Below are 24,783 nucleotides of genomic sequence, written 5' to 3' on the forward strand. Positions count from 1 at the left end.
GGACCCTCCGGCCCCGGGGCGAGGCGCGCCGGCGGCTGGGAAGCGGGCCGGGGATGGAGGGAAGAACGGCGTTTTTCCGCCGTCCGGATCAGTGTATGAAGGGCCTTCCCTCGGCACTGCACCGGAACCCGGCCTTCATGCATCTTTTCAATCGTTCCCTCGGCGGCATCTATAAACTGTTCGACGGCTTCGAAATCTTCGTCAATCTGGTCCTGACCTTCCTGATCATCGTCATCACCTCGGCATCGCTGTACCACCTGGTGATCGAGGTCTTCGTCCTGTTGTTCGGGCGGGCGGAGAATACGACGTCGATCGACCTGATCCAGGGCATATTCGGCATGTTCTTCACCGTGCTGATCGCGATGGAATTCAAGCATTCCATCATCACCACGTCCGACCTGCACCCGGCCGGACCGGCCCGCATGCGCTCGGTGATCCTGATCGGCCTGCTGGCGACGGTGCGCAAATTCATCGTCGCCGATCTGCAGCAGGTCAATGCGATGGACCTCTTCGCGCTTTCCGGCGCGGTGCTGTCGCTCGGCAGCGTCTATTACCTCATCCGGCGCTCCGACACCCCGCCGCAAGGGGCGAAGCGGGCGATTCTTTCGCCCGATGCGGACCATGCCGCCTGACGGATTATCGGCGAACGCAATGCCCCCTCGGCCCCGTCACCGCAGTCCGGTCACCTCAGTCCGGCCGCCGCAGCCCGGTCACCGGGAGGGGGCATATCCGTCTCAACTCTGCGCGAGAGCATGGACGCCGGCCGCCATGCTTCCCAAGTCGGCATCAGTTTCTCGATGTGGGAAGCATCCATGCTCATCCATCAAAAGCCCGTCCCAGCAGAGGCGACCGAACTGGTGCGGCAGCACGGCAGCGAAGCCATCCTGCTGGCCAAGACCCATCTGATTGAAGCCGAGGAGATCGGAGACGACGAGCACGTGGCCTATTGGAAGAACGTGCTGGAAGCGATGCAGACGATCCTGGACGAACGCAAGCCCCATTAGCCGCGGCCGCCGTTCCGGGCCTGATCATTTCCGGGTCTGGCTACTCTGGGCCTGTATTTTTCGGGCCTGTATTTTTCGTTCCGCCGGCGCCAGAATGGCCGCATGAGACGGAATGTCGATATTATTCCACAGGCTGGGGCCCCGCGAGGCTGGGCGGCCGGCCCGCGCCGCGCCACGCTGCTGCTTGGCGTCCTGCTCGCCATGCCGCTGGGCGCCTGCCAGCATGCGGGCCCGTCGCGCCATCGCCACCGCATGATGGCCCACACCCGACCGGGTGCGGACGCCTGTGCCAGATCGGGGGGCCGGCTGGTCGTCCGCACCAGTCCGGGCCAGCAGACCGGTCTCTGCCGGCTGCCGGACGGCAGCACGACCGAGGAATGGGCCTATTTCCCGGGATCGGGCAGCATGCGGTAACAGGGACGACGGCAGGATGGCCGGACGTGCGATGCCCGGACGTGCGATGCCTCTGCGCTCAACGCCCGTGCCAATGCGGGTCCCGCCAGCCGCGGGGGCCTTCGTCGTGCCAGCCGCCATGGCCATGCCAGCCCCGCCAGTAGCCGCGCTCGTCATACCAGCCGCGATGCCCGCCATAGGCGCCGTAATACCACCCCGAGTTCCATCCGGCGGGGCGATAACCGTAATCGCCGTCATCGCCATAGGTCACGCATCCCGCCATGGCCAGGACGGCCACCGCGGCAAGCGCCGTCCGCATCACCGACATGCGCGTTCTCCCTTCGTCCGTGCGCAACGCCGCGTCGCCCATCGGGTTCGTGCCGCGGCCACGGACGAAACCCGGCCGATCCGGGGGGCCCGGGGTCAATCCACCCCGACCATGACGTCCGACGCCTTGACGATGGCCGTTGCCGCCATCCCCATGCCGAGGCCGAGTTCGTCGACGGCCTCATTCGTGATCGACGCCATCACCACCGCGCCGCCGGGCAGCGCGATCGACACATGGGCCGTCGTCGCCCCCTTGTGGATTTCGATGATCGTGCCTTTCAACTGGTTTCGCGCGCTGATTTTCATACTGCCTCCATGATTTTTTTTGACCCCGGCCGCGCCGTGCGGACCGGCGGGGCATCAGCGATCCCGGGCCGGCGGCATGAGCGGGGTACGCCGCCCCACCCAGCGCCAGACGGGCTGCCCCTTGCCCGGGGTCTTGAACAGATCGCTGACCGCCCAATAAAGACGCTGGCCATGGCGGCCGATGAACGGCAGGGCGAGCGGGTCGCCGCCGGCCCAGGGCAGAAACGGATTGGAGCGGCTATAGGCCCAGATCGAGACGCGCACGGTGCTGCGGTCGGTCGTGCTGCGGCGATGGATGCCGCTTGTATCCGCGACCACCAGCGTGTTCGCCGCGACGGGCAGTTTCCGTGCGTCCGGATATCCGAGCCTGCGAATTTCGGCTTCCGAAATGCGAAACGATCCTTCGGCCGTCAGCCGATCGCCGGCATGGCGCGCCGTGCAGGACACGCGGCGTTCCCAGGCCAGCTTGCGCCGGTTGGCGCGATGCGAGCCCGGCACGTAGGCGAACGGCGCGGCGTCGTCATCCACGTCCTGCAGGAAGAACCAGGACTTCACGGTGGGATGGAACGTGTCGGTATGAAAGAAGGACTGAACGTCCTGCGCGCCCCCCGGTGCGAACTGGCTGAAGACGCTCTGCACGTAGAGCGACGGGCGCCGGCGGAACGAGCCGACATAGTTGATCAGGCCGCGATAGGCGGAGCCCTGCAGGACGGCGCGGGCGACGGGCAGCCTGTCCAGGGTCGGGCCGTCGAGGGCAATCAGGCGGGTCAGGGTATCGCCATTCACCGACTCGCGCGCCGGGACGTCGAGCGCCATGATTTCGTTCCGCAAAGCCTGAAAGGTTGCGGGGTCGAGGAAATCCCGCTTCACGATAAAGCCGTCGCGTTCAAAGGCGGCGCGGTCCTCGTCGGACAGCAATCCGGCGAGGCTGCGGCGGCGCATCGCGCCCAGCCTGGCCGCGAGCATGCGACGTCCGATGTGCAGGCCGCGGCGGTTGAGGGTCCGGCTGCCGATGACCGGGTTGGTGTTGAAGGCTTTCGACGCGCTGAAGACGGCCAGCGCATGGAACGGCAGCAGCAGCCTGCCGGCCCAGGATGGCCGGGCATTCCGGACCGGCGATGCGGGCGCGGACTGTTCAGAACCGAAACGAAGAGCCGCTGCATTCTGGCCCATGCCCGCTTGTCTCCTTCAGCCATGACGGTCCTGATGCAACGGGATCAGCAAAGCCGATCGACGCAGGAGCGACAAGGCCTTCTGCCGCGCCGTACATCACAGGTTCGTTCTTCGCCGAAGATCGTGCCGTCCGGACCGCATGCGGCGGGCGCGACGGACGCCGTCTGGCCAAGTTGTCCGACCGGATTTAGGGTGGGCCCGCCGGGGGTGAGGGAAGGACATTCCGACGTGAAACGTGCTTCGTTCCTTGCGATCGCCTTGCTGGCCGTGTCCGGCTGTTCTCATCCGATCGACCGGCGGGACGATCCGCGTGCCGCCCTGTTTCGGAACGTAGGCGTCCCCCCGTTTATGGGCGCGCCGGACGAAACGCCGAATGACGCCAGGATGCATGGGCAGATGACGATGGGCGTCACCTCAAGCCGAGGCCGTGGTGTCGTGCCGATGAGTTCGGCCAACGTGACCAATGTGCTGCCGGGCGTAAGCATCGGTGGTGCGTCATGGGGGATGTAGGACGCGAAAACGGCGACGGTGGGGACCCGTGAAGCCGGCGTACCGTCGTGCGACATGAACCGCCTTCGCGGCAGTCCCGCAGCCAGTCCGGGCATTTCGATCGCCGATGAAAAATAATACGAACACAGAATGAATTAATAAAAATACAAATATTCCGATCGTATCAATGTCGTTAAAAATGAGTAATCTTCCGGTCGGGCAATCTCGCCCGAAGAAGAGATTACGCAAATGTCAACAAAACTTCGTCCATTTCTGGATGCGATTGAAATAAATCATGGTCAAAAAATAGATATTGGCCGCTTCTTTCTAAAACTTTGCGAATCTGCACGTCAGTTGGGCATATCATGGCATATGGGACGCGATTTCGATCGCATGGCAGAAGTCAATCGAATGCATCAGGATACATGGGAGCCGCTTTCACCCATTTATGATCCTGAACTATCCGATATCAATCCGGATAATGTCGTCTATATCGAGGGCCAAGCCGAGGGCGATCCGGTCGTGACGTTGATTCTGCGCCGCTATGATTGGCCAACGAGCACATTGCGGGAGGAATGGGAATCGGGCCGCCTTGCCTATCGCGACCCGGGCACGCAGATGGGTCCGCATGAAAAATGGATCGCGGATGCGCCAATAGCTGCCGAAATTAGCGGGCGAGTCGTCTTCGCCGGTGGTCTTTGGTGTCACCCCAGCTTTCGCCGCAAGCGGCTTCCGGTTCTGACCATTGCCATGATGCGCAGTATTTCGCTTGCGGTTTGGAAGCCGGATTTTACCATCGGTATGGTAGAGCGCGGTCCATTGACACGCACCCTTCTGCCTTTATACGGCAACCCGGCCGTTCAAGGCGGTATGCAAATCATCGGCGCCTGGCGTACCTTCGACTGCAATCTGATCTGGGAAACACCAGATATATTGATCCGCCATATCCGGAATCACTCAATGCATGCGAACCAGCCTGAGTAATGGAACGGAACTGACGAAAATGTCAGATGCGCTCGTCCGCCACGGTAAGAGCAGCCGTTCGTAGCGGGACCAGAACCTGGAGCCATCGGGGTGTGTCACAAGTGCCTCGATGAGTTCCAGGCGAGGGGCCTGGCTGTGCGCCACACCGAAATAGCTGCGGGTGGCGGGAAGGATATATGCGCTGTCGGGCAGGTCCCGTACATCTCGGCCAAGCAGGCTTTCATAAGAAACTTCGCCATATTTCCCGTATGTCTGCGGCCATGCCTCAATCAGGCAGCGGTCTTGTCCCGGCATCCACGCAACTGCCCCGCTTCCGAACGCCGGGTTGGCGGCAATCCTGGAGATGCTCCGCGCGTTGGTATAACGCTTCGCCTCTTTCCAGATTGCAAATGCCGCCTGCATGCTTGCACGCTTCGAATCCCGGAGTCGGTCCAGGGATAGATTCACAATGGTAGGCGATCCGGGCGATTCCTCTTCATCAGGCGTTGCGATCTGGAGTGCCCGGAGGCGGGCGACGGCATCGTTGAGGTTGTGAAGAACTTCCAGCGGCGCGAATAACGTACCGGCGCGTTCGAGGACGATGCGCGGCGGTGCGTGATAGAGGATAATCTCGAGTACGCGTTGCAGACAGGCTGCCGGGAACAACGCTGGCTGAAAGCGGATACGTGTATAACGTGCGAATGTCGCTATGGCTGCGAATCCGAGATTCCGTATAGAATACGAAACCAGGTCACAATCGTGTCCAAAATACCCAAGGTATCCAAATAATTCATTGCTATTCGGATACCATATCCTTCCATCAGGGCCGATCAGAATTTCCATATTGCGTCACTTTTGCACTATACCAATTTTTAATATGACACACGCATTCCGTTTTTGGAAGTGATATCGTTCACATTTCACATTTCTCAATTTTCCATTACTTTCTGAACGTTGGCGGCAGGACGGGCATGAAGGCCGCCGAGGCTTTGCAGGGAGTAGATGGCACACCAGGCTCCGTCGGCATTGACGGCGGGATTTCGTGCCGCGCGCCCTGACATCACCTTTCGCTATTGTGGCGGCACTGGAATGCGACTGCTTGATCAGGTTCAATGCGGTCAATGCTGCGCGACAATCAGGATCGTTGCGCGCGGAAACGATGCCAACACGCGTCTCACGGCGGCTGTGGCCAGAAACAAGGCATCTAAGGCGTTCGGCAGGCTTTACCGAGCGCCTAGTCTTCAGCGATGAAGCCGCTCGGTCCCGCGCGGTTTTCGCAGGAGCGCATTCATGAAGCAACTCAAGGATTTGGCCATCGAAGCCCACGGGGGCCTCGATCGCTGGCGGCAATTCGAGCAGGTTTCCGCCGATCTCATACAAGGGGGCGCCCTATGGCCCTTGAAGGGTCAGGCGCTCACCCTCGAGCACACGAACGTCACAGTGGGTCTCGGGAGAGAGTGGGCATCGCATGCTCCGTTCGGCGCAGGCAACCGACGCTCCCGCTTTGAGCCGGGCCGCGTTGCCCTGGAAGCCGGGAACGGAACAGTGCTCGAAGAATTGCTTGAGCCGCGGGCAAGCTTCGCCGGCCATACACTGCAAACGCCGTGGACGGAGCTGCAACTCGCCTATTTTGCCGGCTGCGCCATGTGGACCTATCTGAACACGCCGTTCCTGCTCGCCTGGCCGGGCGTTGAGACGGAGGAACTGGAGCCCTGGCCCGCCGACGGTGGCGACTGGCGTCGCCTTGCGGTACGATTTCCCGCCGGAATCGCAACGCATAGCACTGTGCAGACACTCTACTTCGACGGCGAAGGGCTGCTGAAGCGCCACGATTACGACGTCGAGATTGCCGGCAACACGCCCGGCGCGCATCTCATCGAAAACTATACGGAAGTTTCCGGCATCAAATTCCCGACGAAGCGCCGGATCTATGCCCGTCAGCCGGACGGCAGTTTCAGCGCCGAGCCGCTCGTCGTTTCGATCGATCTCTCCAATATCCGGCTCAGTTAGCCATTGGCCTTTCGAGACCGGACTCAATGGCGGGAGGCGGTCCGATGGGCCGATGGCGGACGGTTTTCGTGAGTCGCCCCCCTCATGCGGGCATGCCATGGCCGGAATGACGGCATCTCCGTTCTGCCAGATCCCGGTCCCCGCCCATGATCCATCTGTCTTCCTTCAGGAAAGTAACGTCATGAAAGCTGTCGGCTTCCGCACCCCGCTTTCGATCGATGATCCGGCTTCGCTCTCCGATATCGATCTCCCTCGGCCGGAACCCACCGGGCGGGATATTCTGGTCAAGGCCGAAGCCGTCTCGGTGAATCCGGTCGACACCAAGGTCCGGATGCGAGCCCAGGCGGAACCCGGACCGTGGAAGGTGCTCGGCTGGGATGCCGCCGGCACAATCGAGGCGGTGGGGTCCGAGGCGACCTTGTTCACGCCGGGGGATGCGGTGTTCTACGCCGGGGCGATCGGACGGCCGGGAACGAACGCGGAGTTTCACCTGGTCGATGAGCGCATCGTGGGCAGGAAGCCCGCGTCGCTTGGCCTCGCGGAAGCCGCGGCACTGCCGTTGACCGCCATCACGGCCTGGGAGGCCTTGTTCGATCGGCTCGATATTCGCAAAGCCGTAGCGGGCGCTGCGAATGCCCTTCTGATCATCGGTGGCGCCGGCGGCGTCGGGTCGATCGCGACGCAGTTCGCGCGCCAGCTCACCAACGTTACGGTGATCACAACAGCCTCGCGGCCGGAAACGGCCGAGTGGAGCCGCACTCTCGGCGCACACCATGTCGTCGATCATTCGAAGCCGCTCTCGGCGGAGATCGAGAGACTGGGAATCGGGCAGCCTGCCTTCGTATTCTCGACCACCAACACCGGCCAGCATCTCGCCGAGATCGCCAAGCTCATCGCGCCGCAGGGCCGCTTCGCCCTCATCGACGATCCAGAGTCGGTCGAAGTGTCGCTCTTCAAGCCGAAGAGCGTGTCGACGCACTGGGAGTTCATGTTCACCCGCTCGATGTTTGGAACGGACGACATTGCGGAACAGGGAGCGCTCCTCAACGAAGTCGCGAGGCTGGTCGATGCCGGTACCCTGAAGACCACGCTGGCCGAGAGCTTCGGGGTCATTTCGGCCGAGAACCTTCGCCGCGCCCATGCGCTGATCGAGAGCGGACGCGCCAGGGGCAAGATCGTACTGGCGGGCTGGCCGCCCTCGCGTGAGTGCTGAAGAGAGAGCGTCATCCGACCGGATGCACTCATTCGGTCGGATCAAGACGCTCGATGAAACAATGAGCCGGAGCCATATCCGTGAACCGGCGTGAACGGATATGGCTCCAGAAGGCGGCACGAGGAGCGCGCTTCGAGATCGGTGCTTCTCCAGGCGCCGGCTAAAGCGTGGCGAGCGGTCCGGCGTCATTGCGGATGGCTCTCGGAACGTCCCCATGCACCCGGACGAATGCCAAGCGCATCCGCTCCCGGTTCGCAAATCCCACCTCGCGGGCGATGACCTCGATCGGCAACCGGCTCTGTTCCAGCATCAACCGCGCAGCTTCGACCCGCAGCGCTTCGACCGCCTTCGCCGGCGTGGTGCCGGTTGCCGACCGAAACAGCCGCGTGAACTGCCGGGGACTGAGGCACGCGGCCTCAGCGAGGTCGTCGATCGTCAGGCTCGCGGCCAGATTCTGACGGGCGTAGTTCAGCGCACGCTGGACTCTGTCCTCGTTGCCGCCGAGATCCAGCAAGGTGGAATGCTGCGACTGTCCGCCGGAGCGGCGATGGTACATGACCATGCCCTTCCCAACCGAACGCGCGACATCGGGGCCATGGTCACGCTCGATCATGCCCACGACAAGGTCCGTTCCCGCCGACATGCCGGCCGATGTCCAGATCGGTCCGTCGGCGATAAAGATCTTGTCCATATCGACCTCGCAACTGGGGAAACGATCCTGCAGCGTCTGCGCGTAACGCCAATGGGTCGTGGCGCGCCGACCGTTCAGCAGACCGGCATCGCCCAGAACGAACGAGCCCAGGCAGATGGCGGCAACCCGTCGCGCGTCGCGGGCGGCCGCGCGAAGCAGCCGCACCAGCCCCGGCGACGACGTCGGTATCTCGAGGCCCGCGGCGACGATCAGCGTGTCATAGGGCGCATCGTCGAATGGCTCCGTCATGACCTGGATACCGAACGACGAGGCGATCACCCCCCCTTCTTCCGAGAGGACGCGCATGTCGTAGAGCCTTTCGCCGGCCTGCTTGTTGGCGACATCGAACGCCGCGACGGCGCCGAAGCAGACGGGTTGGAAACCCGGGCAAAGGACAAGGCCGATCTTCATGCTTTCTCCGCGACGGCTGCTGCCCGTCCAAATAGGTGTTCGAACGGCGTTTCGCCATGTTCATGGCCGGAATGACGGCATCTACGTCCTGTCAGCCCCGGATAACCACTGATAGGGCTCTGACAGATTTTTCAGATGCCGGAGCTTTCATGTCGAGCCACCCGATAACATACACCGCCGTTCAGGCCATCGCGCCCGGTCAGCTCGAATTGACCCAGAAGCCGATCAGCGCGCCCGGCACCGGACAAGTGCGCATCCGGGTGCAAGCCTGCGGGGTCTGCCATTCCGACGCGGCGACGGTCGAGGGAGCTTTCCCGATCGCATGGCCGCGCGTTCCGGGCCATGAGGCCGTGGGCGTCATCGATGCGATCGGCAGCAATGTCGAAGGTTGGGCGCCGGGGCAACGCGTCGGTGTCGGCTTTCTTGGCGGGAGCTGCGGCCATTGCGGCGAATGTCGCCGTGGCGACCTCGTCAATTGCCGAAACCAGGAGTTCACCGGCATCCACCATGACGGCGGCTACGCGCAATATATGATCGCGCGAGCCAGCGGATTGGTGTCGATCCCGGATAGCCTCTCATCCGAGGAGGCTGCGCCGCTGCTCTGCGCCGGCCTCACCACCTTCAGTGCCTTGCGCAATTCTCAGGCGCGCGCGGGCGATCTCGTGGCCATAATCGGCATAGGCGGACTGGGCCATCTCGCGGTGCAATTCGCCCGGCGGATGGGGTTCGAGGTGGTCGCCATTGGCCGCGGGCCGGACAAGGGCGGGCTCGCCACGAAGCTGGGCGCCCACCATTACATCGACAGCTCGGCGGTCGCGATCGCGACCGCGCTGCAGGAACTGGGAGGCGCCCATCTTGTCGTCGCGACGGCATCGGGCGGCACGGTGGTCGCGGAGGCCGTGAAGGGGCTTCGTCCGCGCGGCCGCATCATCGCGCTCGGCGCATCCTCCGAACCCGTACAGGTTGCGACCTCGGACCTCCTGTTCGGGGGGCGGTCTATCGAAGGTGCGCTGACCGGCGATCCCGCGACGGCGGACACCACGTTGCGCTTCAGTTCGCTGGCTGGCGTAGCGGCCATGATCGAGACGATCCCCTTGGAACGCGCGCCGGAGGCCTATCGCAGGATGATGGCGGGCGAAGCCCGTTTCCGTATCGTTCTCACCATGTAGATACGCCGCCGATCGGCCGGATCGACTCTGCATCGAGCGGTGCAGTTCACGAAGGAACAATCATGTCGCTTGAAACCGCAAGAACAGAATATCTGGACGCCGACAATGTCCGCTTTGCCTTCCGCCGGCTCGGCCCGACGGCGGGGACACCGCTCGTCCTGCTGCAGCACTTCACCGGGACGATGGATGCCTGGGATCCGGCAGTGGTCAACAGCCTCGCGGAAACGCGGCCAGTCATTGTGTTCAACAATCTCGGCATTGGCACCTCGACCGGCCGGACACCCGACACTGTTGAACAGATGGCGGCGGATGCCGAGGCGTTCATCCGTGGCCTTGGCCTGCCTCTGGTCGACCTTCTCGGCTTTTCCCTCGGAGGCATGCTCGCCCAGGTCCTGGCCGCGCGGCATCCTGGCCTGATCCGCAGGATCATCATCGTCGGCGCGGCGCCGCGTGGCGGCGAGGAACATCTGCTCGCCGTGGTGGAGGATGCGTTCGCAAAGGCCGCGCCGGATGTGCGTTTGCCCCTGTTTTTCACGCCCACCGAAGAAAGCCAGCGCGCCGGCCGGGCGTTCGTGGCACGCGCCACGGCACGTTCGGAGGAGCGTGATCCGGACAGCGGCGACGCTGTCAGCGCACCACAGGCCAAGGCGATCATCGGATGGTGTGCCCGCAAGGACGAGGGCGAGGCGACGCTTCGCGCCGTCGCGCAGCCCGCGCTGATCGTCCACGGCAGCGACGACACCATGTTTCCCAGCATCAACGCCTACAACATGTTCAAGGCGATGGGGAATGCGCAGCTCATCATCTATCCGGACTCCGGCCACGGCGCCTTGTTCCGATATCCCGCGAGGTTCGTCGCCCATTGCCGAACTTTCCTGGACGAGTAAGGGGAGCGCTGGCGGCGACTGAGGGTGACTTTTCCCGAGACGATCGTTGGTGTGGATCTCTCGGATTATCGCTTCGAATAACGCCCATTCGCAAAATGGACTGGTTCCAACGGCGGCGGCCTGGTCAAGACGAAATCCGCAGAACTTGTCCGGTGTATCAACCCTCTCGCGAAGCGCGGTCGTGATCGCGTTCCGGCGGCGGCGACAGCGCGGGAATGAAGCCTGTGAGGCAAGAACGATGAGCGAACATTACGACCTGATCGTGATCGGCAGTGGGGAAGGCGGAAAATATCTCGCCTGGACCCTGGCTGGGCAGGGACAGAAAGTGGTCGTGGTTGAACGGCGGTGGATCGGCGGATCGTGCCCGAACACCAATTGCCTGCCCAGCAAGAATGAAATCTGGAGTGCGGAGACGGCGCATAGCGTGCGCCATTCGGCGCAGATGGGCATAGGCGTGGAGTCGATGACGGTGGACATGCGCCGTGTTGTCGAACGGAAGCGCGAGATGGTTCGCGGCTTGATCGACATGCATCTCGATCTCTTCCGGAGCAGCGGGGCCGAGCTGGCGATGGGGCACGCGCAGCTTACTGGTCCACGCCGGGTCCGCGTCGAATTGAATGACGGCGGCAGGCGAGATCTGACGGCGGAGAAGATTGTGCTCAATCTCGGAACGAGCGCGGAAATTCCTGCCGTTCCGGGTCTCGCCGAAGCCATGCCCATGACCCATGTGGAAATCCTCGAACTCGACGCCTTGCCCCGGCATCTCCTCATCATTGGCGCCGGGTATGTCGGGCTCGAGTTGGGCCAAGCCTATCGTCGTTTCGGCGCCGAGGTTACGCTGCTTGAGACGGGAAGCCAGATTGCGTCACGCGAGGATGCCGATGTGAGCGGCGAACTGCGTCGCCTGCTGGAGGCCGAGGGCATCATCATCCACACCGGCGTGAATATCCGCTCCGTCAGAGGGCGCTCAGGTGATGCCGTCGAGGTGAGCGTTGCGAATGAGGACGCGGAATGGTCGATCGGCGCTTCGCATATCCTGGTGGCCGCCGGGCGGCGCCCCAATACGCGCGGGATCGGTCTGGAAGAGGCTGGTGTCGCACTCACGCCGCGCGGCATGATCGCCGTTGATGAACGGCTGGAGACCACGACACCGGGCATTTGGGCCATCGGCGAATGCGCAGGCAGCCCAGCTTTCACCCATGCATCACTCGACGATTTTCGCATTATACGGGATAACCTCGCGGGAGGGAATCGATCCACACGCGATCGCCTCATGCCTTATTGCCTGTTCACCGATCCGCCGCTCGGCCGCACGGGACTGACCGAAACGGAGGCAAAGGCACTAGGACATGATGTGCGTGTCGCGAAGTTGCCGATGGCGCGCGTGCTTCGTAGCCGCACCACGGGTCGCCGTGACGGCTTCATGAAGGCAATCATAGGCCCGGACGATCGCCTTCTCGGCTTCGCGATGCTCGGCGCCGAAGGTGGAGAAGTGATGGCAGCGGTTCATGTCGCAATGCTCGCTGGGCTACCCTACACGGCAATACGGGACGCGATTATCGCACACCCGACGAATGCCGAAGGACTTAACGCGCTCTTCAGTGCTGTTCCCAGGGCTTGAGCAGTGGCGTACCGAGGCGCCGCGTCGGTGCGCCCGCGACGCGATGGGCGTCCTGATGACGCTGTGTAACGCAGTCGCCAAGGTGGGCAGTAAGAGGGGTGTCGATCGAGACAGATCGATAACCACTGATTTTATTGATGAGTTTTCTGAAAATTGGTGGAAGGGGTTGGATTCGAACCAACGTAGGCGCACGCCAGCGGATTTACAGTCCGAGCTTTTGGGGCGCAGAAAGCCGCCATTTTTATATTTCTAATTTTAAATCAATGACTTAAATTCGGCATGACTCGGCTTAATTCGGCAGAAATTGGCACAAGCCGGGGGGCGATTGGCACAAATTGGCACAAAAAATGGCACCGGACGCCAGCGGACTTCGCCCAATTTTCACATTATCGTGAACGCCATTTCAACAGGTATATCGACGGCATCCGGTCAGGTCAGTCCGATGTCGTCGGTTTAATTCCGCAAAAGGCGGCATTTCCCGTTGCCTTTCGTCTCGATGTGGGCTACTGAAATTATTGACGTTTAGGCCGTGCGAACGGTCCGACGCTTGAGCAAGACGTGAACAGGGAAAGCCGGGTGAAAACCCCCGTGCGAGCCCATGTCCCCCTGGCAGACGGTATTGGGGGCTGGGAGTGGGATGGTGGCGACCGTCATGACCGGTCGATAACGCAGCCAGCATCGCCTATAGACTGAAGGCCGCTCAAGCCTCTCGGACACACCTTCTCTGAAAGGAGGGTGGTTCGCCATGCGTATCACGACCACTCTTGACCCCATTGTTCTGACAGAACGTCAAGCCGCCGCCCGCTTGGGCTTAAGCGCGGATTATCTTTATCGACTCCGAGTCGATGGGCCACGCCGCCGTTCGTCCGCCGAACAGCCCCTTCCCCCTGGCCCGACATATCTCCGAATCGGCAGACGAATCGTCTATCGCCCTGCCGACCTAGACGCGTGGTTGGCCGCTCTGGCGGACGGCTCAGTCTACGCGCGGCAGTCGCGCGGTCGAGGCAGGCCGAGGAAGTCCGAATTCGCCGCGCGCCAACAACAGGCGGAGGGCTGAACGATGGCACGCAACCTGCCGCGCACAAGCCCGCACCCATGCCGACAGAGGGCACCCCCCCCCCGAGGCCACAGGTCGCGATTACGTAATCGCGACCTGACGACAGGGCGGTCAATCGAACAGCAAATCAGCAATAAGCCCGCTGTCACCGGCAGCGGGCAACGGGAAAGGTGTATCTAGTGAGCAAGAATAGCTTTCGCATCATTCGAGCAATTGCACTCGATGTTGTTAACGCTGTTGTTAACGTTGTCGTCGGCATCTGCGTCATGTGCGTTGTTCTTCCAATCCTGGCCTTAATCGGATGGTTGACTAAGGACTGGGCTCAACAGCACATGCCCACATCTGGACTGTTCAGTGTCCTGTTTAGGAACTTTCCGCCGGAAGCCTTTGTGCCGTTTCTAATCGTCGTGCTCGCATGCTGCATTTTTTCTTGTGCGAGCAAATTGTTAAGGGCGCGCGTTTGCGCGCAATGCCCCAATCGAATCAGGGAGAACTGAACCATGGGTGCGCAACTGACAGCCGAAGAAATCCGTAGCGTCTCCGACCGCCTGGCCGGAGCCCTGGACTACAGAATTGACATTCGGGACATCGTGCAGGACGACGGAACACCACTGCACGCAGCGGCGACGTTCCCTGTCGGCACACGCCACGAAGAAACATTCGCGTTCAGTGCGGCGGTCGGCGGCGTTCTGGTGAACGGAAGAATGCTCGCGAACGATACCGGCTTCGCTCTTCTTGATGGCGCATGGCGGGCGACGTGCGGCGGGAGAGAAGTCGAACAGAAGGTTGCAGGGACCGGAACAATTGAAGATGCCGAATGGGTGCCGGTGGACTTACACCACCTGCACGGACGGGCGGGCAAGGAGGTGCGGGAATGGCTGGTTTCCGAGGCCGTCAGGTATCTCATCGAGACGCTAGATGCGGAACTTGCCAACCTCGCCTGACACCCAGCAAGCTAGGGTTAAGCGCCCTGGCTAACCCTGCCAGTCAGAAATCATCACAGGAACAGCACGGGAACGTTGAAATCATGCATCCCATGACTGTTCAATATAGAGAAAGCCCGCCCTTCCGGTCATCGGTCCAGCAAGACCTACGGAAAGAGCGGGCTTCAAAGAAGCGCGACGACGACGACGCGATGAGCAGAAGATAACCCCGCCATCGGCCGGCTTTCAACACTCATCGCACCAACGATGGGTGTTTTTTTATGGGTGCGGACAGACGGCAGTTTTGGGTCGATGCGGAGGACCGGCAGCGGTTCGCATCGACCCATGCCGTCCAGGCTCCTGAAATCGAGATTGCCGGCTTTGCTCACAGTCAGGAAAGCGCGACGACCCGCGACATTGATTTGGCGAGACGCATCAAAGAGAAGACCGGCTTTTCATTATTCGCGAGCAACCCTGCCGCAGTTTTCGACGCGGCAAGCATATCGCCATCAAAAATACCGGTATCCGCGCTTCTCGTGCGAAGCCGACTTTTTGAGACGCAAGCGGTGCGCGAAGCGGCGGACTGGGGAAAATGGTTCTCGGCATACTGCTCCGGGAACGAGCGAGCGCGCCGCAACATCAAGCACATTCAGATTCGCATGACGGCAGTTGACCATGCACGTCATTCGGATGGTGTGCATGAAGTCAGACGCTTGCGGGCAGAAGGAAATCGAAATTACGGCTGCATGAAGCAGGCGCTCGACGACATGCGCAGGAAGAGCAAGTTGCTGCATGGCATCGTGTTCCCGCAATATTGCGGGACACACGACGTTTTGGAAAAAGGCGGCTGGATTGTTAAGCGGCATTACCATATCGGCATCGATATCGACATGAGCGAATTGTATACGCCTGAAGATTTTCAATTCATTCTGAACAAAATCAATAAGTATTTGGCCGCCAGAGGTTTTGAAGTTTACGTCCCCGAAAGTGAAGAAGACGAAGAAGAACAGGATGACGGGCGCGCAGGAAAGTATGCCTCGCCGAAGGTGAAGAAATGCGAAGACCTGGACCCCGAAGCTCTTCTTATTTATCATCTGGAAACAAGACAATGTAAGAATCTATACGTGCCAATCGGTGATTATAAGTGCTGGCGGGCAGAAATGAACGACGGCGGGTTTCGGCCAAAATATGGAAAGGGTGGCACCAGCATTGAAATGCAGCCATTGCAGACCCGCGCGCCGAAGACATCATGCCGCCAGCCCGCTGCCCGCGCACTTGTTCACTATCGCGGCGACGGGTCGGAGTTAAGAACGAATCTCATCATCGCGAACAACGGCGGCGTCGGCCTGAACCCCGCCGCGATTGAGGGGTGCGACCTAGACGACGATATCAAGCGCGCCCGCCATCTCGCCGACCAGTCCGTGGGGACGGCAATCCGGCGGTCGGGCGACGATGCGAAGACCGCGCTGGCGGACTGGCTTCGGTCACGTCTACCCAAATCTTATAACAACTCAGGAAATGGTAACGCATGCTGTCCTATCCGTGAAGCTGTCCGCTCCCGGCCTTATGACGTCGCGCAAGTCATGAATGAAGCCCATGGCTATCTACCCGGTATCGTTCGGGCCGTCTCGACCGGCCGCCCAGCAGACGTGAGGGAGCGGCTGGCGGAGGTCGTCCAGGCAGCGCGGCGACGCTGGGCCTTCATCTCATATGTGCGCGAACTGGCGACCGGAGAGACAGAAAAAGAGGCGGTAGACTGCGGAATATCGAGAGAGACGGAGAACGAATGGAGGAAGCGGGCTGGGCAGGTGCTTGATGAAATCATCAATCCGCCGGTCCCTGCCAAGGCCGCCCGGCCTGCTTGTCTGCGCCTGTCGCCCAGGACACCGGCAGACCAGCCGAGCGCAGCGATAAACGAACGCGCCGCGAGCAGCCCGAACGCCGAAGGCGGCGGGAATGATGCAGGCACATGGGCGCGGGTAATCGCCGACCAGCGGGCCGAGCATTCCGCCACCATCGCCGCCCGCCCAGCACCAGCACCGACAGAACTAATCGCAGCATATCGCAAGATGGCGAGCAGGGATTGTCGGGTCGGGTCGAGCGATTGGATGCGCATGCTCTCAGAAGAGACGGAGGCGTTCGAACGAGCCGAAGCAGCATGCCGAGCAGCGAACGACGACGTGCTTTTGAGCGAACTCATGTTCGAGCGCCGGAAGAGCAAGCAAGCGCGACAAGGGTGATGATGAGCAGGAATTCATTTGCAAAGTACAAATAAAAATTCACCTATAAATTGATAAAATCGAGTTTACGCAAAGTTTGCTGTACCAAATTCTATAGAATTTGGTATAATGACATCAGGACAGGACGAACGGGACTTTCCTCGTATCGTTTTCTGTACCGTAACTTCGGGGGCAATTATGATGAGTGAAGCCGAGACTGGTGCGAGAATAAGGCATCACATCAATGAAGCCTGGGTGGTGCTGATGGGGAAAAAGAAGGTGGATTACGGCATGATGAATCATCACGTGGAGCATCACAAGCAGATTGCGGGGGCAATCGCGAGGGACGCGCTGGTGTCGAAGATTGGTCCGGAACGCTTGCAAGAGTGGAAAGACGCGGGAATGGACGCTCTCTCTGCAAGAGAGGACATTGGCAGGACGGCGGACATTGAACAGGAGTTGATAGAAGATGACTGCCCCATGACCGGAGCGCAAAGGCGGGAATGGCGTGAGGATTTGAGAAAAGCGAGAGATGAATACGAGACAAAAAAAGAGCATCTTCGAAATTTGAGGCTAGGCGTGGAAGGTGCCTTCGCGGGATATGGGGTGGATATTGTGGGGTGGGGATTGGGATTCATGTTGAAAGTAGCGGAGGTTAAATTAGAAGAAACGGAGGTAAAAATACGCGTGCTTGCGAATGAGTTTTGTGGCAATCCAAAAGAAGAAGATTTGGACCCCCTCGTAAGTGAGTCTAATAGGAGGAAGGTTGAACTAGACGTTCTGAAAGAAATTGCAGACGAGCGCGAGGAATATTATTTCTTTCCGAATTTCAGGCCGCAGTATGATGAGGATTGACATGACAACATACGGATATGCCCGCGTCAGCACGCCCCGTCAGAACATTACCCCGCAAGTAAAAGCCTTGCGGGCGGCTGGCATCCCGAAAGACCGCATCTTTCAAGACAAATCGACCGGACGCGTTGTGAACCGTCCGGGCCTGAACGGGCTTCTTGCCGCCATTCAGCCGGGCGACATCGTGATGTGTTGGAAAGTGGACCGCCTCGGGCGCACATTCATCGAATGCGCCCAGGTTGCCGCCCGACTGATGGAATGTAAGGTAAATATCAAGGCCCTGACCGGCGGTGCTGACTCAAGCACCCCGGAAGGCCGATTCATGCTGCATGCCCTGCTAGCCGTCGCCGAACTCGAAACAGAACTTCGGGCCGAACGCCAGGCCGCCGGGCTTGAAGACGCCCGCGAGAAGCGCGCAAAGGCAGGCCGTCAAGGCGTCGGGGGTGGCAGACGCCCGACGCTGACATCCCGCCAGCGACAGCATGCAATGCAGATGCGGGCGGAGGGCCGGTCTATCACCGAAATCCAGCGACTTTTCAATGTCAGCCGAGGCGTCGCCCAGCGTGCCGCAGCAGGCCGGGAAACGACGCTTGATGACGAGGACTTCAAGACGCCCGCAGACCGGGAGCGCCTGCGCCGGGCTAACGCGATGCTCGACCGGCTGGAACCTCGGCAGATTGACATTGAAGATGCAATCCGGGCGGCATGAGAATCGGCTTGACTCTTTGTTTACGTACATTTACCGTATGTGTACGTAACCAAAGCGCAGGTGTCCAATGCCTCCAAAGTCAGAACGATTTGAACTCCGCCTAGATGAGTCATTCCTTGCACGGGTAGACGCCTGGCGGCTTTCCCGACCAAGCGAACCATCGAGAGCCGAAGCCGTGAGGTCTTTGGTTGAAATGGGTCTTCAATCATATTCTGCGGATAACATGAACTTTTCCAGTCCGGAAAAGCTAATGACCGTGATGTTGGCTGAAATTCACCGAGCGGTTGTGAAAAAACCCGAGATTGACCCTACCTTCATCATCGAAGCCTTGTGCGGCGCAGATTACTGGGCAATTCCTTTCAGGTATTCGGGGATTTTCCCACCGAATAGCTGCCCTCCGGAAGTCGTAAAGGAGGTCATCGACATTCTGGACATGTGTGACTTTCTAGAGAGTAGCATCCAAAACCTTCCCGAAGGAGAGATGAGGCGTCTAGATGAGCATTTCTCTTATGACTTTGACAAGATATTCGTTGGTTTCGACGGCAATAACGAACATTGGCATATGGGCGTCGTCAGAATGCTTACAGGCCAACTGGAGCGCTTTTCCCGTTTCAAAGACAGGGAACTCAATAGTCATTCTCCGATAACACTTGAAAGATATCGGCGCATGTTTTCGGTATTTGCCCCCCTGCGCCTCGAAAGTATGGGAAGACGGCTTTCTTTCCAGGCACTCGAACGTATTCTAGAGGCTGGCTATGGCAGAACCGTCAAAGGTTGACCGCGTTACCCCCACATACCACATATCCCCAGCGGCTCCCTTGGCTACGCTCAAAGACGCCCTTCCGCCGCTGGGGATATGCTCCGGCTACGCCTACGGCCCTGGCGGGCTGGAATGCGGGGACAACGCTACCCGCTATGTGCCGGGACAACGCAACGCATCCGCGATGCGAAAGGAAGTCAGCAAGCTGACTATTTATCATCGTCTTCACGAGCCGGGCCAGTGCCATTCCTTGCCTTTGCGAACGGTGATTTCCTTCAGCCTTTCGACGGTATCGCGTCCAGCGACGACATATGCTAGCCAGAGCATGTCGAACGCGGCCTCTGAATGTCGGCCAGCTTTTGAGTTCTTCTGTATACGCGACATCAGTGCAGTCGTGTCGTCTGTTGCGACTTCACCCGTAATCACGGCCATGAACTCATCCGTTGCGTCAACTCCATTGTGAAACAGCCGCGTCCACGGTCCGTCAGGCGTCGGGATTACCACGCCATCTGCGCTCAAGCCGTAAACGATTGAGTCTGTATTTAAGCCGCCCGCTCTAATACTGACCGTGCGAAGTTCCCCTTTCTCGTGGACTTGCGGCCGGGAGAGCTTCGCGAATCTTATCCAGTCCAGCGCATCGACCCACTCGCCAGCACTATTCTTGAAGAACAGTGTCGGAATGTCACCGTTCATCCCGCGCATTTCTTCTTTTGTCTCAATCACGCTAAATCTCCCACATCCAGTTCCCCCCAGCCGCCCTCCGCAAAATCCGGCAAGTCCGGCCTGTCTTCCTCGCCAGCCACGTCCACCCCGCCTTCCCGCGCCACCGCATCGAGAGCCCGCAGCACATCCGCCATCACGTCCCCGGCGGTCCGCGCAACCGACGCCCGCACCGCATCATCACACCGAAACCGCACCACGCCGCCCGCGCTGGCCGAGAACAGCGCGGGCAGAATCTCCGGGTCCGCCCCCGGCCAGCCCTTTCCCAGCACAATCGCGAACTCACGATGCGCACCGGCATACAGAACCCCGATTGCGTGCGGCCGGCACAGCGCGTCATCGGCCCATATTTCCAAGAAAATGACGCCACCCGCACCCGGCGGCAGACGGAAATCATGGCGGGGGCGACGGGTTGCGCGCAGTCGTCCGACCGCCGCACTGTCGAACGTCAGCGTTTCCGATGCCTGCCGGGCGGCCTGCTGGACGGCATCGACCAGACCGGTTGCGGCGCAGGGATACAGAAGCGGAGGCGGGCCGGACTTGAGAGAATCAAGCATTCTGCTTCTCACGTGCAACCGCATCCAGCGCCCGCAGAGCGTCGCCCAGCAGGCCGCCGGCTTGTGTGAATGTTCGCCAATCGCCGCCCCTGTCCCTGTCTTCTGCAAGCCTCATTCCACCGGCGTGGTATTCGATGCGGAACAATGCAGGTAACAGATGTGGGTCGCGCCCTGGCCAGCCGCGACCTTCTGTGATGGAGAACATATTGTGGTTGCAATTATATAAAATCCCAACGGTCTCGAACGGGTGGCGTGCGTTGTTGCTCCAAATTTCCAAATAGATGATGGCTGCACCGGAAGGCAGGAGGAAATCCCGGCGTGGGCGGCGGACTGTGCGCAGTCGGCGGATTTTTCCCTCTCCGAACTCATGCGTTTCAGTCACCAGCCGGGCGGCCTTCGTTGTGCCATCTTGCAACAGCTCTTCCCAATGGGTGTGGGCGTGGGCGGGGTCAATCAGCGGCAATCGGCCTTTCTTGATTGTATCGAGCATTGTCATGCGCCGTCCCCTTCCTTGTCATTTCATGAATTATAGTACGCCCGACATGCCATCCGTATGAGAAATCGGCCACGCGCGCTATGCAATCGACCGGATATAGGCCGGCAATTCCACGTTTCTCTATCGTATTTCATACCGGTATCATGCCGTCATCATCACGGCATGCTCACCGCCTGGGCTTGTCGCCCTGGCGGTTGCGCAAGGGCACCCGGCAGGGCGGCGAACCGCCCCGCGTGGCGCGGGTCAGGACGACACTGGGCGTTCGGTCGTCGCCATCCCGCCGCCAGCCCCGCCAGCGCCTTGGCCGCCTTCTTCACTGCCACCCTTTCCGCCCGCACCTTTCTCGCCAACTTTCGCAATACCGTGCCCAGCGCCGCCAGCCGTCCGCCCCACGACCCCGCCGACAAAGTGAGAAGGACTTTCGGTGCGCAGGCTGTCAGAAGCCCATCCGATGATTTTTCCCGCCAGTTCCGGCATGCTGGTCATCAAGCGCAAGCTTGCGGTCGTAATTTTCCACGTCATCCATGCCTCCAAAACCAGCATTACGACCGCCCCGATAATGCCCGGTCCGCTGTCCGCAGTCCCCGCCAGCGCCGCCACGGAGAACGAGCGAGACACCAGCCAGACGCCCGCGTTCATGACTTGCAGCGAGAGAATCAGGCCGAAAACGGTCAGGGGGATTCTCAAGAACAGCGATAGGAGCAGCACATATCCGGACTTCTGCTGTTCGTTGATGAATTCCGACCCATCCATGCGAACGTGCATGAATGCCCAGACGGGTAACACCATGAACGCTTCAACGACGGTAATCAGAATACCGATTGATGCGAACGTAAACTCAACGAACGGCATCATGGGAATAATGTAGGCATGCTCAACACCGACCAGCAGCAGCATGCCGAGAACAATGCCGACGAACGACAGCGGACCAGACGCGACCGCCCCCGCAAGCGCCCCCGCCCCAGCAGGCCCGCCGAGCATGGTGCCCGCCGCCAGCCCGCCCAGGATGACGACCGAAATCGTGTTCAGCACCTCGTTTCCGAAGTCGGCAAGCTGCTGGATAGGCGAACCGTTAGCCGGGTTGATGCCAACTAAGTATTTGTTTCCTATACTAAAAATCTTGTCGAACAGCCATTTTTGGACCCCATGCAGGCTTGCCGTGCTGCCTTGGGTCGAGCCAGCCAGGGCGGCATTCCGCAGGTCCGCAGTGTCGTCGCTGGCGTTCCACTGAATCGTCAGGGGCTGCAAGATGGATTCACCGGCCCTCACGTAGTTCCCGGCATAACTCCATGTTTTCAGGTCGATATGCTCCGACCTGTCAGTGTTCGACATTGGAGGAATGGACACTTGCGGAATATCCGACGCAAGCGAGTATGCGGCGGATTGAAGACGCGCGATGGACATATAGAACATGCCTGCCGTCAGCCACCCATATTTGTTGCCGTCATTCAGAAATGAAGAAACATTACTATTAGTTCCGCCCTGAACATCAATCAATACCTGTCCGTCCGCCTGAAATTCGGTATCAAGGGTGGACTTAGCATCGCTAATTGACTGTATGAAGGCCGTCCGGGCGACATCCGGTATTTGATTCGTCGGCATTTGGCCTTCGTAATTCGCGGGGTTTTTCTGATAGTCGATGAACTGTGCGATGCCCCGGCTGATAGCCGACCGCGCTTGTTCAATCGCGGCAAGCCGGGATTTATCGAACGCCGTAACCGTAGAATCGCCACCGCTGCCGACCGCGAACGTCCCCGAAATCGTGCCGCACACACCGTAATTCCATGTGATGAGATGCCGGTTTGACTGCGCGGAAGACGTCAGATTACCGCCGGTAAACCGGGCGGCCATCGAGTTATACAGATTGCCCAGCGATACCTCGATATTTTCGCCTGTTGTGCCCCCGACCGTCTCGCCCGGCATCGTGGTCGGCAGGTCGAACAGCGGGCCGGTCAGTGCGCCATCGGAAATCAGGGCTTGTCTGCATAGTTCTGCTTCCGTGAAATCGCGCACCAATGCCCCGGTAGCGGGCAGCGGAGGCGCATTCAGAGACGGAGCGACGAGGCCGGTTGAATACGTGGACCAGACGAGATTCCCCAGCGAGCCGCCGTAAAGAGCGACATAGATTACAAGGACTTGTGCGAGACAGACCCCCTTCGCAGCCGGTGCCAGCATCCCGAACCCGAAGCAGAGCCGCAACGGAGCCCACACGGTATGCCAGTTCTGCCCGAGAATCGTGCCTTCATGAGCCGTTGCGACGGTGCCCGAGATGGCGTGCCAGGACAGCATCGCCACGGCGACCGCCGACAGGACGGCGAGGAACCCGCCCGAGGCAGCAAACAACCCCTGCGCCGCCTGGCTTGCGTTGCCATTCAGCGGTCCGACGCCCGGGAAAATGGATTCCAAACTTTGCCGCCACCAGTCGCTTGCGCATGGCGCGGTCAGGGCTTGCGTCAAAAGGGTCCCCGAGGCGCTGCATGTCGCCTCGTCTGCCGTAATCGACGCGGCCGCATGCGCCAGGGCCGGGAACGCGGCGAAAAGGATGGCGATGGAGACAAATTTTTTCATGACTTATTGCTCCGAAATTTTGGCAGCATGTCGGTTCCTAGATACGACCGGAACGACATCAGCGAGCGCGTCCGAAACTGATAGTTTGCAAAGCCGCTTTTGAGCGCCTGGACAGAGCAATAAAGACAAGCCGAGGCCGCGATGATGGCGGTGCTGTAATCGCCGTCACCAGCGCGCGCGCCGCAAAGCCCGAGAAGCGGAAATACGGGCGCAGCAGATAGCCAGAACAGCCACGCCGAAACACGCGTTCTGCGCTCAATTTCGGGGGCACTAATAGCATAGACGCGCGCCGCAACTTTGAACCGTTCGGCAGGGTCATTTGATTCTGTCGGCAGGGTTTGAACCGGCTGCTTTTTGAACATGCTATTGAAGCGTAAAACGGGACCCACGACTTGTCTTTTTATCGCGCCCGCTGACGCAAGAATATCGTCCGCGCCCGTCAGGAATTTCAGATTGAATCGCATCGTCGTCGTCCCCTTTCCTCAGTCCACGATTTCGATGGACGGCATGGCCGGTTCCGGCACTGCGACGATGGACGGTTTCGGCACACGGACCGCATCGGCAACGCGCCTGCCGGAGAGCGTGAAAAGAATGGCGTCAACATCACTCTCCCGGACGATGTAAGCGCGCAGGAAATCGACCACGGCAGAAGCATGATTTCCGTTGCTGTCGTCGTCACAGAATTCGACAATCCCGCGACCGAGCGCACACAACGCCTGTGCTTCGATATTGCGTTTTTCGGCCTTCTTCTTCTTCGTCATGGCGCGCTTGATTTTTTGGACTGCCAGCCGTTCCCGCGCGAGGCGTTCTTGGGCCTTTTTCAGTTCCGTTTCGAGTGAATCAATGTCAGCCATTTTGACCCCCTGTTTGATGATATTTTCAGGGGTAAGCGTACCGTAACCGCATGAAAGAAATCACGTTTTCCGAAAGAAATCTGTACCCATATGCCTGCCGCCATGCTATAAGGGTGTCATCTATTCAATGCCCTGTCGGCATTGATATGCTCGATTATACATTCGCTTCGCGAACGTCATCTCGTAGAGGTCTTCATGTCTGAATATCGTGAACCCCGCCGCGTCAAAGTCGCAAAGGTCCTCTCCTGGCTACCGACCGCCTTTGTTGGCATGGGCCTTTCTGTCGGCGTTGCGTCCGGTGCTGACCTTGCTTGCGCGCTTGCGCTCCCGGTCGGGCTCTATGGCGGTTCAGCTATCATGCGGCACGCAATTCGCACGGGCCGTTTTCAGCCGAAAGCATGAGCCGTGACC

28 protein-coding genes are annotated in these 24,783 nt (G+C 60.1%); 17 read left to right on the forward strand and 11 right to left on the reverse strand.

Going from position 1 to position 24,783, the window contains the following annotated elements; all coding sequences use genetic code 11:
- The first annotated feature begins 95 nt into the window (after positions 1-95).
- From AAC691_RS10220 to AAC691_RS10230, 3 genes are all read left to right on the forward strand, one after another.
- Entirely contained in the window at positions 96-632 is a 537-nt protein-coding gene (locus AAC691_RS10220) for a phosphate-starvation-inducible PsiE family protein (protein WP_342629966.1), read from the forward strand.
- 180 nt (positions 633-812) lie between these two features.
- The gene (locus AAC691_RS10225) at positions 813-1,004 is read left to right on the forward strand and encodes a hypothetical protein (RefSeq protein WP_342629967.1); all 192 of its coding nucleotides are present in this window, start codon (positions 813-815) and stop codon (positions 1,002-1,004) included.
- 102 nt (positions 1,005-1,106) lie between these two features.
- Complete coding sequence (locus AAC691_RS10230; protein WP_342629968.1) at positions 1,107-1,418, forward strand: DUF333 domain-containing protein; 312 nt, start codon at positions 1,107-1,109, stop codon at positions 1,416-1,418.
- 58 nt (positions 1,419-1,476) lie between these two features.
- Here the strand turns inward: AAC691_RS10230 and AAC691_RS10235 are convergent, their stop codons facing one another.
- From AAC691_RS10235 to AAC691_RS10245, 3 genes are all read right to left on the reverse strand, one after another.
- Complete coding sequence (locus AAC691_RS10235; RefSeq protein ID WP_342629969.1) at positions 1,477-1,725, reverse strand: hypothetical protein; 249 nt, start codon at positions 1,723-1,725, stop codon at positions 1,477-1,479.
- A 95-nt stretch (positions 1,726-1,820) separates the two neighbouring features.
- Positions 1,821-2,030, reverse strand: coding sequence for a molybdopterin-binding protein (locus AAC691_RS10240; protein ID WP_176639696.1), 210 nt, complete (start codon positions 2,028-2,030; stop codon positions 1,821-1,823).
- A 54-nt stretch (positions 2,031-2,084) separates the two neighbouring features.
- Positions 2,085-3,203: a phytanoyl-CoA dioxygenase family protein gene (locus tag AAC691_RS10245; protein ID WP_342629970.1), complete on the reverse strand. Its 1,119-nt coding sequence runs from the start codon at positions 3,201-3,203 to the stop codon at positions 2,085-2,087.
- A 228-nt stretch (positions 3,204-3,431) separates the two neighbouring features.
- On the opposite strand from AAC691_RS10245, the gene AAC691_RS10250 reads away from it, so the two are divergent.
- Complete coding sequence (locus tag AAC691_RS10250; protein ID WP_342629971.1) at positions 3,432-3,713, forward strand: hypothetical protein; 282 nt, start codon at positions 3,432-3,434, stop codon at positions 3,711-3,713.
- A 228-nt stretch (positions 3,714-3,941) separates the two neighbouring features.
- The gene (locus AAC691_RS10255) at positions 3,942-4,676 is read left to right on the forward strand and encodes a hypothetical protein (RefSeq protein ID WP_342629972.1); all 735 of its coding nucleotides are present in this window, start codon (positions 3,942-3,944) and stop codon (positions 4,674-4,676) included.
- On the opposite strand, the gene AAC691_RS10260 is transcribed toward AAC691_RS10255, so the two are convergent.
- Positions 4,650-5,498: a hypothetical protein gene (locus AAC691_RS10260; protein WP_342629973.1), complete on the reverse strand. Its 849-nt coding sequence runs from the start codon at positions 5,496-5,498 to the stop codon at positions 4,650-4,652. The two genes, AAC691_RS10255 and AAC691_RS10260, sit on opposite strands and share 27 nt — an antisense overlap.
- Before the next feature lie 447 nt (positions 5,499-5,945).
- Here AAC691_RS10260 and AAC691_RS10265 point away from each other — a divergent pair, with 447 nt between their 5' ends.
- Both AAC691_RS10265 and AAC691_RS10270 read left to right on the forward strand, forming a co-directional pair.
- Complete coding sequence (locus AAC691_RS10265) at positions 5,946-6,665, forward strand: hypothetical protein (RefSeq protein WP_342629974.1); 720 nt, start codon at positions 5,946-5,948, stop codon at positions 6,663-6,665.
- Between the two features lie 181 nt (positions 6,666-6,846).
- Positions 6,847-7,878 (forward strand): zinc-binding alcohol dehydrogenase family protein, encoded by a 1,032-nt coding sequence (locus AAC691_RS10270; protein WP_342629975.1) that lies wholly within the window; start codon positions 6,847-6,849, stop codon positions 7,876-7,878.
- A 160-nt stretch (positions 7,879-8,038) separates the two neighbouring features.
- Here AAC691_RS10270 and AAC691_RS10275 read toward each other — a convergent pair whose 3' ends face one another.
- Positions 8,039-8,980, reverse strand: a complete 942-nt coding sequence (locus AAC691_RS10275) for a GlxA family transcriptional regulator (protein WP_342629976.1) — start codon at positions 8,978-8,980, stop codon at positions 8,039-8,041.
- A 149-nt stretch (positions 8,981-9,129) separates the two neighbouring features.
- Here AAC691_RS10275 and AAC691_RS10280 point away from each other — a divergent pair, with 149 nt between their 5' ends.
- The 10 genes from AAC691_RS10280 (at position 9,130) to AAC691_RS10320 (ending at position 19,195) form a co-directional block, all read left to right on the forward strand.
- Positions 9,130-10,149, forward strand: a complete 1,020-nt coding sequence (locus tag AAC691_RS10280; protein WP_342629977.1) for an alcohol dehydrogenase — start codon at positions 9,130-9,132, stop codon at positions 10,147-10,149.
- Positions 10,150-10,211: 62 nt separating this feature from the next.
- Complete coding sequence (locus tag AAC691_RS10285; RefSeq protein ID WP_342629978.1) at positions 10,212-11,036, forward strand: alpha/beta hydrolase; 825 nt, start codon at positions 10,212-10,214, stop codon at positions 11,034-11,036.
- A gap of 238 nt (positions 11,037-11,274) precedes the next feature.
- A complete protein-coding gene (locus AAC691_RS10290) occupies positions 11,275-12,657 on the forward strand; it encodes an FAD-dependent oxidoreductase (protein ID WP_342629979.1) in 1,383 nt (460 codons plus the stop codon).
- Positions 12,658-12,936: 279 nt separating this feature from the next.
- On the forward strand, positions 12,937-13,167 hold the full coding sequence (locus tag AAC691_RS10295; RefSeq protein WP_342629980.1) for a hypothetical protein: 231 nt from the start codon (positions 12,937-12,939) through the stop codon (positions 13,165-13,167).
- Positions 13,168-13,402: 235 nt separating this feature from the next.
- Positions 13,403-13,714: a helix-turn-helix transcriptional regulator gene (locus tag AAC691_RS22320; RefSeq protein WP_408906079.1), complete on the forward strand. Its 312-nt coding sequence runs from the start codon at positions 13,403-13,405 to the stop codon at positions 13,712-13,714.
- 500 nt (positions 13,715-14,214) lie between these two features.
- Entirely contained in the window at positions 14,215-14,658 is a 444-nt protein-coding gene (locus AAC691_RS10300) for a hypothetical protein (RefSeq protein WP_342629981.1), read from the forward strand.
- Positions 14,659-14,918: 260 nt separating this feature from the next.
- The gene (locus AAC691_RS10305; RefSeq protein WP_342629982.1) at positions 14,919-16,877 is read left to right on the forward strand and encodes a hypothetical protein; all 1,959 of its coding nucleotides are present in this window, start codon (positions 14,919-14,921) and stop codon (positions 16,875-16,877) included.
- Between the two features lie 177 nt (positions 16,878-17,054).
- Positions 17,055-17,711 carry a hypothetical protein gene (locus AAC691_RS10310; protein ID WP_342629983.1) on the forward strand — a complete coding sequence of 219 codons (657 nt, stop codon included), beginning with the start codon at positions 17,055-17,057 and terminating at the stop codon, positions 17,709-17,711.
- Between the two features lies 1 nt (position 17,712).
- Positions 17,713-18,417, forward strand: coding sequence for a recombinase family protein (locus AAC691_RS10315; RefSeq protein WP_342629984.1), 705 nt, complete (start codon positions 17,713-17,715; stop codon positions 18,415-18,417).
- A 250-nt stretch (positions 18,418-18,667) separates the two neighbouring features.
- On the forward strand, positions 18,668-19,195 hold the full coding sequence (locus AAC691_RS10320) for a YfbU family protein (protein ID WP_342629985.1): 528 nt from the start codon (positions 18,668-18,670) through the stop codon (positions 19,193-19,195).
- 207 nt (positions 19,196-19,402) lie between these two features.
- Here the strand turns inward: AAC691_RS10320 and AAC691_RS10325 are convergent, their stop codons facing one another.
- The 6 genes from AAC691_RS10325 to AAC691_RS10350 form a co-directional block, all read right to left on the reverse strand.
- Positions 19,403-19,900 (reverse strand): hypothetical protein, encoded by a 498-nt coding sequence (locus AAC691_RS10325; RefSeq protein WP_342629986.1) that lies wholly within the window; start codon positions 19,898-19,900, stop codon positions 19,403-19,405.
- A complete protein-coding gene (locus AAC691_RS10330) occupies positions 19,897-20,454 on the reverse strand; it encodes a hypothetical protein (protein ID WP_342629987.1) in 558 nt (185 codons plus the stop codon). Before AAC691_RS10330 ends, AAC691_RS10325 begins: the two co-directional genes overlap by 4 nt.
- Positions 20,447-20,950, reverse strand: coding sequence for a hypothetical protein (locus AAC691_RS10335; protein ID WP_342629988.1), 504 nt, complete (start codon positions 20,948-20,950; stop codon positions 20,447-20,449). Before AAC691_RS10335 ends, AAC691_RS10330 begins: the two co-directional genes overlap by 8 nt.
- Before the next feature lie 243 nt (positions 20,951-21,193).
- Positions 21,194-23,518: a DotA/TraY family protein gene (locus AAC691_RS10340; protein ID WP_342629989.1), complete on the reverse strand. Its 2,325-nt coding sequence runs from the start codon at positions 23,516-23,518 to the stop codon at positions 21,194-21,196.
- A complete protein-coding gene (locus AAC691_RS10345) occupies positions 23,515-23,982 on the reverse strand; it encodes a hypothetical protein (protein ID WP_342629990.1) in 468 nt (155 codons plus the stop codon). Before AAC691_RS10345 ends, AAC691_RS10340 begins: the two co-directional genes overlap by 4 nt.
- An 18-nt stretch (positions 23,983-24,000) precedes the next feature.
- Positions 24,001-24,372, reverse strand: coding sequence for a hypothetical protein (locus tag AAC691_RS10350; RefSeq protein ID WP_342629991.1), 372 nt, complete (start codon positions 24,370-24,372; stop codon positions 24,001-24,003).
- Between the last annotated feature and the right edge of the window lie 411 nt (positions 24,373-24,783).

It is taken from the genome of Nguyenibacter vanlangensis, assembly GCF_038719015.1.
In the GTDB taxonomy this organism is placed as follows: Bacteria; Pseudomonadota; Alphaproteobacteria; order Acetobacterales; family Acetobacteraceae; genus Gluconacetobacter; species Gluconacetobacter vanlangensis.

Bases quoted from the DNA above. Each gene is read 5' to 3' on its own strand.
- AAC691_RS10220 (WP_342629966.1), top strand. From the start codon at position 96: ATGAAGGGCCTTCCCTCGGCACTGCACCGGAACCCGGCCTTCATGCAT.
- AAC691_RS10225 (WP_342629967.1), top strand. From the start codon at position 813: ATGCTCATCCATCAAAAGCCCGTCCCAGCAGAGGCGACCGAACTGGTG.
- AAC691_RS10230 (WP_342629968.1), top strand. From the start codon at position 1,107: ATGAGACGGAATGTCGATATTATTCCACAGGCTGGGGCCCCGCGAGGC.
- AAC691_RS10235 (WP_342629969.1), bottom strand. From the start codon at position 1,725: ATGTCGGTGATGCGGACGGCGCTTGCCGCGGTGGCCGTCCTGGCCATG.
- AAC691_RS10240 (WP_176639696.1), bottom strand. From the start codon at position 2,030: ATGAAAATCAGCGCGCGAAACCAGTTGAAAGGCACGATCATCGAAATC.
- AAC691_RS10245 (WP_342629970.1), bottom strand. From the start codon at position 3,203: ATGGGCCAGAATGCAGCGGCTCTTCGTTTCGGTTCTGAACAGTCCGCG.
- AAC691_RS10255 (WP_342629972.1), top strand. From the start codon at position 3,942: ATGTCAACAAAACTTCGTCCATTTCTGGATGCGATTGAAATAAATCAT.
- AAC691_RS10260 (WP_342629973.1), bottom strand. From the start codon at position 5,498: ATGGAAATTCTGATCGGCCCTGATGGAAGGATATGGTATCCGAATAGC.
- AAC691_RS10265 (WP_342629974.1), top strand. From the start codon at position 5,946: ATGAAGCAACTCAAGGATTTGGCCATCGAAGCCCACGGGGGCCTCGAT.
- AAC691_RS10270 (WP_342629975.1), top strand. From the start codon at position 6,847: ATGAAAGCTGTCGGCTTCCGCACCCCGCTTTCGATCGATGATCCGGCT.
- AAC691_RS10275 (WP_342629976.1), bottom strand. From the start codon at position 8,980: ATGAAGATCGGCCTTGTCCTTTGCCCGGGTTTCCAACCCGTCTGCTTC.
- AAC691_RS10280 (WP_342629977.1), top strand. From the start codon at position 9,130: ATGTCGAGCCACCCGATAACATACACCGCCGTTCAGGCCATCGCGCCC.
- AAC691_RS10285 (WP_342629978.1), top strand. From the start codon at position 10,212: ATGTCGCTTGAAACCGCAAGAACAGAATATCTGGACGCCGACAATGTC.
- AAC691_RS10290 (WP_342629979.1), top strand. From the start codon at position 11,275: ATGAGCGAACATTACGACCTGATCGTGATCGGCAGTGGGGAAGGCGGA.
- AAC691_RS10295 (WP_342629980.1), top strand. From the start codon at position 12,937: ATGACTCGGCTTAATTCGGCAGAAATTGGCACAAGCCGGGGGGCGATT.
- AAC691_RS22320 (WP_408906079.1), top strand. From the start codon at position 13,403: ATGCGTATCACGACCACTCTTGACCCCATTGTTCTGACAGAACGTCAA.
- AAC691_RS10300 (WP_342629981.1), top strand. From the start codon at position 14,215: ATGGGTGCGCAACTGACAGCCGAAGAAATCCGTAGCGTCTCCGACCGC.
- AAC691_RS10305 (WP_342629982.1), top strand. From the start codon at position 14,919: ATGGGTGCGGACAGACGGCAGTTTTGGGTCGATGCGGAGGACCGGCAG.
- AAC691_RS10310 (WP_342629983.1), top strand. From the start codon at position 17,055: ATGATGAGTGAAGCCGAGACTGGTGCGAGAATAAGGCATCACATCAAT.
- AAC691_RS10315 (WP_342629984.1), top strand. From the start codon at position 17,713: ATGACAACATACGGATATGCCCGCGTCAGCACGCCCCGTCAGAACATT.
- AAC691_RS10320 (WP_342629985.1), top strand. From the start codon at position 18,668: ATGACCGTGATGTTGGCTGAAATTCACCGAGCGGTTGTGAAAAAACCC.
- AAC691_RS10330 (WP_342629987.1), bottom strand. From the start codon at position 20,454: ATGCTTGATTCTCTCAAGTCCGGCCCGCCTCCGCTTCTGTATCCCTGC.
- AAC691_RS10335 (WP_342629988.1), bottom strand. From the start codon at position 20,950: ATGACAATGCTCGATACAATCAAGAAAGGCCGATTGCCGCTGATTGAC.
- AAC691_RS10340 (WP_342629989.1), bottom strand. From the start codon at position 23,518: ATGAAAAAATTTGTCTCCATCGCCATCCTTTTCGCCGCGTTCCCGGCC.
- AAC691_RS10345 (WP_342629990.1), bottom strand. From the start codon at position 23,982: ATGCGATTCAATCTGAAATTCCTGACGGGCGCGGACGATATTCTTGCG.
- AAC691_RS10350 (WP_342629991.1), bottom strand. From the start codon at position 24,372: ATGGCTGACATTGATTCACTCGAAACGGAACTGAAAAAGGCCCAAGAA.